We start from the raw sequence: 8,211 nt of genomic DNA on the forward strand, positions 1-8,211 counted from the left end.
GGGACGGGACGCAATGCGGATCGGCATCGTCTCCCCGTACTCCTTCGACGTGCCGGGCGGGGTGCAGAACCACGTCATGGATCTCGCCGAGGCGCTGATCGGGCTCGGCCACGAGGTGAGCGTGCTGGCGCCGGCGGACGAGGACTCGCCGCTGCCGCCGTACGTGGTGCCGGCCGGCCGGTCGGTGCCGCTGCCGTACAACGGCTCGGTGGCCCGGATCGCGTTCGGTCCGGTCTCCACCGCGCGGGTGCGTCGCTGGATCACCCGGGGCGACTTCGACGTGCTGCACGTGCACGAGCCGCTGACGTTGAGTCTGTCCATGCTCGCGGTGCTCTCCGCGCGAGGGCCGGTGGTGGCCACCTTCCACACCGCGATGACCCGATCCCGGGTGCTCTCGGTCGCCCAGGGCGTCCTGCAGATCGTGCTGGAACGGATCACCGCGCGGATCGCGGTCAGCGCGCTGGCCCGCAAGGTGCAGGTCGAGCACCTGGACGGCGGCGCGGTGGAGATCCCCAACGGGGTCGCGGTGGCCAAGTTCGCCGGGGTGGCGTCGTTGCCGGGCTGGCCGGGGGAGTACGCGCCGGGCGACGGCGGGACGCTGGGCTTCCTGGGCCGGTTCACCGAGCCCCGCAAGGGGTTCCCGATCCTGCGCGACGCCTTCGTGGAGTTGGCCCGGCAGCGTCCCGGGCTGCGCCTGTTGGTCGCCGGCCCGGGTGACCGGGACGACCTGTTCGACCAGTTTCCGCCCGATCTTCGGGATCGGGTGACCTTCCTCGGGCTGGTCTCCGAGGAGGAGAAGGCCCAAATGCTGCGTAGTGTGCACCTGTACGTGGCGCCGAACACCGGTGGTGAGTCCTTCGGCATGATCCTCACCGAGGCGTTGGCCGCCGGCACCACGGTCGTCGCCAGCGACCTGGACGCGTTCCGCCGGGTGCTCGACGGTGGGCGGGCCGGGCGGTTGTTCCCCACCGGCGACGCGGTGACGTTGCGCCAGCGCCTGGCCGAGCTGCTGGACGACCCCGCCCAGCGGGCCGAGCTGACCGCCTGCGGGCACCAGGTGGTGGCGAATTTCGACTGGCCCGTGGTTGCCCGCCGCGTTCTGGAGGTATACGCAGCGGCGATCGAGGCGACCGACGGACGGGTGATCGACCAGGAGTGGGTGGGGCCGGACTGACCGGGAGGAACGGGAGCAGCACTACGATGCCGGGCATGTGGTGGGTGGTGGGCGCGACGGTGGTCGTCGCCCTGGTGGCGGCGTACCTGATCTGGACCGCCGGCCGGGTCGAGCGGCTCCAGTCCCGTGCGCAGCTCGCCGCGCGCGCCCTGGACGCCCATCTGCTGCGTCGGGCCGCTGCGGCGGCGGTGCTGGCGGAGCGTCGCTACGGCGTCGAGCTGTACGCGGCGGCGCGGATCGCGCTGGACGCCGGCCCGGACGAGCGGGAGGCGGCCGAGAACGACCTGACCCGGCAGTTGCGCGCGGTCGAACTCGACCCCTCCGACCCGGACTGCGACGCGGTGATCGCGGCCAGCCGGCGGCTCGCGCTGGCCCGGCAGGTGCACACCGACCTGGTCCGGGACGCCCGTTCGGCGCGCGGCCGGCCACTGGTGCGGCTGTTGCGGATGGGGCGGGGGCACACCTGGCCGCGCTACTTCGACATCGACGATCCGACGCTCACCGTGCCGGCTGCCGACGTGCGTACCCGCTGATCCGCCGTCCGCGCCGGTCCCCGGCGCGTGGGTGACCGGGGCCACAGAGCAGGCCACCACGCCTGGAATTGGCGCTCGGAGGGGCCTCGCGCCGCGCGTAGCATCTGCGCTGCCCCCGCCCCGAGTACGCCTGAGGAGCCTGTCCAGATGACTTCCCCGACCAGCAGTGCCAGCCCGGCCGTCGGCACCGCCCGCGTCAAGCGCGGGATGGCCGAGATGCTCAAGGGCGGCGTGATCATGGACGTGGTCACCCCCGAGCAGGCCAAGATCGCCGAGGACGCCGGTGCGGTCGCGGTGATGGCGCTGGAGCGTGTCCCCGCCGACATCCGCGCCCAGGGCGGGGTGTCCCGGATGAGCGACCCCGACATGATCGACGGCATCATCCAGGCGGTCTCCATCCCGGTGATGGCCAAGGCCCGGATCGGGCATTTCGTGGAGGCGCAGATCCTCCAGGCGCTCGGTGTGGACTACGTCGACGAGTCCGAGGTGCTGACCCCGGCCGACTACGCCAACCACATCGACAAGTGGGCGTTCACCGTCCCGTTCGTCTGCGGCGCGACCAACCTGGGCGAGGCGCTGCGCCGGATTACCGAGGGCGCGGCCATGATCCGCTCTAAGGGCGAGGCCGGCACCGGTGACGTCTCCAACGCCACCACCCACATGCGCAAGATCCGCCAGGAGATCCGGCGGCTCCAGACGTTGCCGACCGACGAGCTGTTCGTCGCGGCGAAGGAGTTGCAGGCGCCGTACGAGCTGGTCAAGGAGGTCGCCGAGAGCGGCAAGCTACCGGTGGTGCTGTTCACCGCCGGTGGTATCGCCACCCCCGCCGACGCGGCGATGATGATGCAGCTCGGCGCTGAGGGCGTCTTCGTCGGCTCCGGCATCTTCAAGGCCGGCAACCCGGCCCAGCGGGCCGCCGCGATCGTCAAGGCGACCACGTTCCACGACGACCCGGACGTGCTGGCCAAGGTCTCCCGGGGGCTCGGCGAGGCGATGGTCGGCATCAACGTCGACGACATCCCGGTCCCGCACCGTCTCGCCGACCGCGGCTGGTGACATGTAAGGAAGGGCCCCCTGCTAACGCCTCGTGCATAGCAGGGGACCCCTGCTAACACCTCGGAAAGGAACGCATGTGACGGCACCCGTGATCGGTGTGCTCGCCCTGCAGGGCGACGTCCGTGAACACGTCACCGCCCTGACCGGGGCGGGCGCGCAGGCCCGACCGGTACGCCGACCGGCGGAGCTGGACGCGGTCGACGGCCTGGTCATCCCGGGCGGGGAGTCCACCACGATCAGCAAGCTGGTGGACATCTTCGAGTTGCGCGAGCCGATCGACAAGCGCATCGCCGCCGGCCTGCCGGTCTACGGCTCCTGCGCCGGCATGATCATGCTGGCCACCGAGGTCCTCGACGGCCGCCCCGACCAGCGGGGCTTCGACGGCATCGCGATGACCGTCCGGCGCAATGCGTTCGGCCGCCAGGTCGACTCGTTCGAGGCGCCGGTGGAGATCACCGGAGTCGAGGGCGGCCCGCTGCACGCGGTCTTCATCCGCGCACCCTGGGTGGAGCGGGTCGGCGACGACGTCGAGGTGCTCGGCACGGTCACCGCCGGCCCGGCCGCCGGGCGGATCGTGGCGGTGCGCCAGGACAACCTGCTGGCCACCTCGTTCCACCCGGAACTCACCGGTGACGCGCGACTGCACGCCTACTTCGTGGACCTGGTCCGCGCGGCGCGCTGACCGCGCCTCGGGGACGCGCGCCCACGCGGACGGATCGAACTCACGCGGGCGGTGGGGCGGTGCCGTGTCGGGGGTTGGCGCGGGCCCAGCCGCGCAGCACCGGGTCGGTCAGGTGGTTGAAGCGTTCCATCTTCGTCGGCCACTCGTTCTTGAACGCGATCACCTGCTCGTCCGGGGCGAGTTGCAGCAGCTCACCGACGCTGCACCCGATCCGCATCGACAGGGCGGTCGCGGCACCGAAGTTCGCCGGGCTGAACACCTGGAGCACACCCGAGTTATTGATCATGGTCTCGGCGGCGAGGCCGTAGAGGCTGGACAACTGCGCGAGGTCCTGCCAGAAGGTCCAGGTGCGCAGCCCGTACCCGCGCAGCAGCGTGATCGCCTCCTGGAGCAGCGAGAACCGGCCGAGCTGAGCCGCCTCGTCGATGAGGAACAGCAGCCGGGACTGGTTGATCGACCGGCTGTTCATCACGTAGTACAGCAGGCAACCCACCCAGGCCCGCAGCAGGCGCTGATGGGTACGCAGCTTGTGCGGCGGGATGACCACGTAGATGGAGATCCGCCGCTCGGGGTTGGTCAGGTCGCTCAGGGCGAAGCTCGTCCGGGCGGTGGCGTCCACGGTCCGCCGGGAGCTGAAGGCGGCCAGTTGCTGGGCGGCGGTGGCCACGATCCCGCTGAAGGTCTTCTCCGCGTCCGCGATGCTGAGCAGCATCTCGAACTCCTGTCGGGTGCCCGGCGGCATCGACTTCGACCGCGTGTCGAGCGCCACCGCGAGCCGGTAGCGCAGGTCCGACTCGAAGAGCTGGGTACGCAGCTCCTGCAGGGTGTCGGGCCGGTCCGGCTGGCCGGTCATCAGGTCGGTGGCCAGTGCGGCGATCAGCAGTTGCGCCATCTCGTCCCAGAACGGGTCGGACAGCGACTGGATGCCGCCCATCAGGATGTCGGAGAGCACCCGGCCGAAGTCCTCGGCCTCCTCGGCTGCGTCGTCGTCGCGCCGCAGCGCGCCGAAGACGTCGAACGGGTTCAGCGAGCCCCGCTCGTCGCTGCCGCCGTGGCTGGCACCGAACGGGTCCAGCAGCACGATCTCGTTGCCCAGCACGGTACGACGGTGCTCGTGCGTGACGTCGTAGTTCTCGCCCTTCGGGTCGATGACCACCACCGAGCCCTCGTAGGTGAGCAGGTTCGGGATGATCACGTCTCGGCCCTTGCCGGCTCCGGTGGGCGCGATCGTCATCAGGTGGCTGTCGTCGTCCGAGGCGACCACCGGACCCAGCTCGGCGTCGTCGACGATGTGTTCCTCGCCGAGTCCGAGGCGGGCGCGTACCCCGGTGTCGCTGGGTCGCCGCTGGGCGAACTGGCTCTTGGACAGCGGCTCGGGTTCCAGGTGACGCACGACTGCCCGGCCGAGAATGAGCTTGGACATCCGCGACTGCCTCTCTAGGGGTTCCGGCTGATGCGGGCGGGACGGACTCCGGCCATGGCGCCGCTGCCGGTGCCGGAGACGACCGTCAACGGCAGCGGCTGCTGGTAGTGGTTGCCCAGCACGTCGAAGTACTCGATCTCGACGAGCACCAGACTCGGCTGCGCGACCTGCGGTGGGTCGACGAAGCGGAGCCGCTGCTCGACGTCGGTGGTGGGCATGACGACGTCCGCCTTCGGAGCGTTCAGCGCCTCGAAGGCCAGGCTGGTGCGGTCGATCCGGATGCCGGTGATCTGGATGCCGAGGATCGGCCCCGATCCGACGTTGCGGAGCCGGACGGAGAGCACCACCAGGGCCTGCCCGCGCCAGGTCAGCCGGGAGTCCTGGATCATCGGAACGGGGATGATCGAGGCCCGGAGCTGCTCGGCGGCCACCCGCACCTCCCGATCCGAGGAGCGGTTGTTCTGCCAGGACAGGAACAGCGCGACGATGCTGCACACGAAGGTGGCCACCAGGCCCGCGAACTGGATGACGTTGAGCGTCTCCTGCGTCACGGCATCGTCCCGACGGCGCAGGAGAACTCGCAGTCCTTGAAGAAGTCGGCCAGGAAGCCCTTGACGACGCGGTCCCGGAAGAAGTCGCGGTACGGGACCGTGTACTGCTCCAGCAGGAACTCGGGCCGTGGAGCGATGCGCGACTCCAGGGCCGGGTCACCGTCGCCGACGGTCTCGGAGATGCAGTAGAAGTCCAACCAGATGCCGCGGTAGCCCTGGTTCGAGGGGGCCTGGATGTCGTAGATCTCGCGTACGTGCACGTCGGGGGCGACCTCGCGGAAGTTGGAGATCTCCACGTCGAGTCGGCCGGTGCGCAGCGGACCGGCGGCGCCACCACTGGGCACGGAGAGGAACCGGCCGTCCTCGCCGGGGCGGTGCGACAACAGGTTGCCGATCAGTTGGTGGCTGCTGACCGGGCGGGGTGCGCGTACCGGAATGAAATCGTAGGTGAGCAGGGAGAACAGGTAGCTGGTCCGGATCGGTTGCAGGTCGAAATCGGAATGCAGGATGTCGGACAGGTCGATCGCGATTCGCGACACCAGCCCCTGGATGTAGGGCATGAACACCCGGTACCAATTGTGGAACAGTCGCAGCGACGATCCGGGCCGTTCGAGGATGATGCGCAGGTCGCGCCGGATCGCCATCCGGAAGCCGAAGGACGAGTCGTCGTAGACGATCCCGATGTTGCCGTCGGACCAGTCCAGCCGCAGGTGCTGCACCGAGTACAGTTCGGCGGCCTCCAGCACCTCGGCGACGCTGCGGTACAACCGGGCGCCCACCGCGCGTTTGCGTTCGGGCGGCAGGTCGAGATCCTGTGCGTACGGCAGTTCCACCATGAGCGAGAACTTGTTGAGCGCGCTGACGCCGCCCTTGCCGATCATCGGCAGGTCACGGCCGAATTCCTCGAAATCCTCCAGCACGTATCGCCTCCGGGGTGCGGTCGACTGCTCACGACAGCGCCAGTGTGTGACACCCGGGCCAGCCGGAAAAGGCGCGCCCCGGAGCCGGAAGAATGGCTGTTCGGCGGATCCTCGGCAATTGCCGGATGTGCCGAGGGCTATCGTCGGGCGGTTTTAGGGGAATTGCGGTACGCGCCGCCGACGACCCCCGCCATTTCTGTCGGAAAGCCGCCAGGAAGCGGTTCTGCTAGCCGGCCACCGAGCGCAGGGCGCCGGGACGTCGGCCCAGCAGGCGGTCGAGCGCCTCGGCGCAGGAGGCGTCGGCGGGCAGGTGGACGAGCAGTCGCTGTCCGTCGTCGGCGAGTTCGAGCGTCTCGTACGCCAGACGCAGCGGCCCGACCTCCGGATGCCGCACCACGCGCACGCCGCTGGCCTGGATCGCCACCGGACGGCGCTCCCACCGGGAGGCGAAGGGTGTTCCCACCGTCCGGGCGAGGCGCTCGGCGAACGCGTCGACGTCCGGATCGCCCTGACGACGCCGGTGCAACTCGGTCACCTGCTGGTCGGCCAGTTCCGCCCAGTCGGGCAGGTGGCCGCGGGCGCGTTCGTCGGCGAAGACGAACCACACCAGGTTGGGCCGGTCGCCGTCGAGCAGCCCGAGCGGTCGGGTCACCCGGTCGAACGGCTCGTTCCAGGCCAGCACGTCGCCGAGGTGGTTGAGCAGGCACGCGGGCCGGTCCCGCAGCGCGTCCAGCAGGGCCCGGACCTCGGGCCGGACGGTACGCGAGGCGGTCGGGTGACGCCCCTCGCACAACTGCTGACTGTGTTCGACCGACGCGAGCCGCCGCAGGTGGCTCCGGTCGTCCGGGCCGAGCCGGAGGGCGTTCGCCAGCGCGGCGAGGATCTCGGGTGAGGGCCGACTGTCGCGGCCCTGTTCGAGGCGGGTCAGGTACTCGACGCTGACCTGCGCCAGCGTGGCCAGTTCTGTCCGCCGCAGCCCCGGGGTACGCCGTCGCGGCCCGGCGGGCAACCCCACCTGCTCGGGTCGTACCGCCTCCCGTCGGCTGCGCAGGAACGCGCCCAGTTCCCCGTCCATCACGGTCCCAGTGTGCCGGTCCGGACGGCCGTGAGGGTGTCCCCGTCAGGGCCACCATCCGCACGGCCTCCCACCGTGGGCGCTCCGCCGGTGGGATCGGACCATGGACAGTGCACAACGAGAAGAACGCTGCCGCATCGGCGTGGTGCTGGGCAGCAGCCGTCCCGGTCGGCGGGGTGCGGCGGTGGCCGGCTGGGTGACCGAGGTGGCGGCCGGGCACCCGTCGGTCCGGTCCGGCGCGACGGCCGTCGACGTGATCGACCTCGCCGAGCAACAACTCCCGATGCTCGACGAACCGTTCCCGGCGTTGTTCGGCGACGCGGCGGGTGGCTGAGCGGTGACGACGATGCTGATCAGGTACCGGGTCCGCCCGGACCGTCTCGACGAGCATCTGACGTTGCTCACCGCCGTCTACGACGAACTGGCCCGGTCGGCGCCGGAGGGCCTGCGGTACGTGACGCTGCGGCTCGACGACGGGTACACCTTCGTCGACGTGGTGTCGGGACCGCACCTGCCGGATCCGCTGCCCTCGCTACCGGCGTTCGGTCGGTTCCGGGCGAGGCTGGAGGAGCGCTGCGAGCAGCAGGAGATGGCCGAGGCCACCGTGCTGGGCACGTACCGGGCAGGTGAATGGCTTTTTGTCTGATCTGTGAAGCTCGGGGGAGATCGGGCCGGCGGGGGGGGGGGGGGGGGGGGGGGGGGGGGGCGCGCCCCCCCCCCCCCCCCCGGGGGCATGGGGTAGGGGGGGGGGGCCGGCGCGGACGCCCCAACAACACAACCCCCCCCCCCCCCACCGC

10 protein-coding genes are annotated in these 8,211 nt (G+C 70.8%); 6 read left to right on the forward strand and 4 right to left on the reverse strand.

The window, feature by feature from the left end; translation table 11 throughout:
• Positions 1–13 precede the first annotated feature (13 nt).
• The 4 genes from ACIBO1_RS16180 (at position 14) to pdxT (ending at position 3,445) form a co-directional block, all read left to right on the forward strand.
• The gene (locus ACIBO1_RS16180; protein ID WP_396746702.1) at positions 14–1,174 is read left to right on the forward strand and encodes a glycosyltransferase family 4 protein; all 1,161 of its coding nucleotides are present in this window, start codon (positions 14–16) and stop codon (positions 1,172–1,174) included.
• Between the two features lie 26 nt (positions 1,175–1,200).
• Positions 1,201–1,707: a hypothetical protein gene (locus ACIBO1_RS16185; RefSeq protein WP_396746705.1), complete on the forward strand. Its 507-nt coding sequence runs from the start codon at positions 1,201–1,203 to the stop codon at positions 1,705–1,707.
• Positions 1,708–1,854: 147 nt separating this feature from the next.
• Positions 1,855–2,763: a pyridoxal 5'-phosphate synthase lyase subunit PdxS gene (pdxS, locus tag ACIBO1_RS16190; RefSeq protein WP_396746708.1), complete on the forward strand. Its 909-nt coding sequence runs from the start codon at positions 1,855–1,857 to the stop codon at positions 2,761–2,763.
• Positions 2,764–2,839: 76 nt separating this feature from the next.
• Entirely contained in the window at positions 2,840–3,445 is a 606-nt protein-coding gene (gene pdxT, locus ACIBO1_RS16195; protein WP_396746711.1) for a pyridoxal 5'-phosphate synthase glutaminase subunit PdxT, read from the forward strand.
• Between the two features lie 40 nt (positions 3,446–3,485).
• Here pdxT and ACIBO1_RS16200 read toward each other — a convergent pair whose 3' ends face one another.
• The 4 genes from ACIBO1_RS16200 to ACIBO1_RS16215 all read right to left on the reverse strand — a co-directional run bounded on the left by ACIBO1_RS16200 (position 3,486) and on the right by ACIBO1_RS16215 (position 7,414).
• Complete coding sequence (locus tag ACIBO1_RS16200) at positions 3,486–4,868, reverse strand: type IV secretory system conjugative DNA transfer family protein (protein ID WP_396746714.1); 1,383 nt, start codon at positions 4,866–4,868, stop codon at positions 3,486–3,488.
• A gap of 14 nt (positions 4,869–4,882) precedes the next feature.
• A complete protein-coding gene (locus ACIBO1_RS16205) occupies positions 4,883–5,419 on the reverse strand; it encodes a hypothetical protein (protein ID WP_396746716.1) in 537 nt (178 codons plus the stop codon).
• A complete protein-coding gene (locus ACIBO1_RS16210; RefSeq protein WP_350695082.1) occupies positions 5,416–6,339 on the reverse strand; it encodes a hypothetical protein in 924 nt (307 codons plus the stop codon). The genes ACIBO1_RS16205 and ACIBO1_RS16210 overlap by 4 nt, the downstream gene beginning before the upstream one ends.
• Positions 6,340–6,565: 226 nt before the next feature.
• Entirely contained in the window at positions 6,566–7,414 is an 849-nt protein-coding gene (locus tag ACIBO1_RS16215; RefSeq protein ID WP_396746764.1) for a helix-turn-helix transcriptional regulator, read from the reverse strand.
• A gap of 103 nt (positions 7,415–7,517) precedes the next feature.
• Between ACIBO1_RS16215 and ACIBO1_RS16220 the strand changes: the two genes are divergently transcribed.
• Complete coding sequence (locus ACIBO1_RS16220; protein WP_396746719.1) at positions 7,518–7,748, forward strand: NADPH-dependent FMN reductase; 231 nt, start codon at positions 7,518–7,520, stop codon at positions 7,746–7,748.
• A gap of 12 nt (positions 7,749–7,760) precedes the next feature.
• A complete protein-coding gene (locus tag ACIBO1_RS16225) occupies positions 7,761–8,060 on the forward strand; it encodes a hypothetical protein (protein WP_396746722.1) in 300 nt (99 codons plus the stop codon).
• Positions 8,061–8,211: the final 151 nt, after the last annotated feature.

The organism is Micromonospora sp. NPDC049903 (genome assembly GCF_044460945.1).
Taxonomy (GTDB): Bacteria; Actinomycetota; Actinomycetes; order Mycobacteriales; family Micromonosporaceae; genus Micromonospora.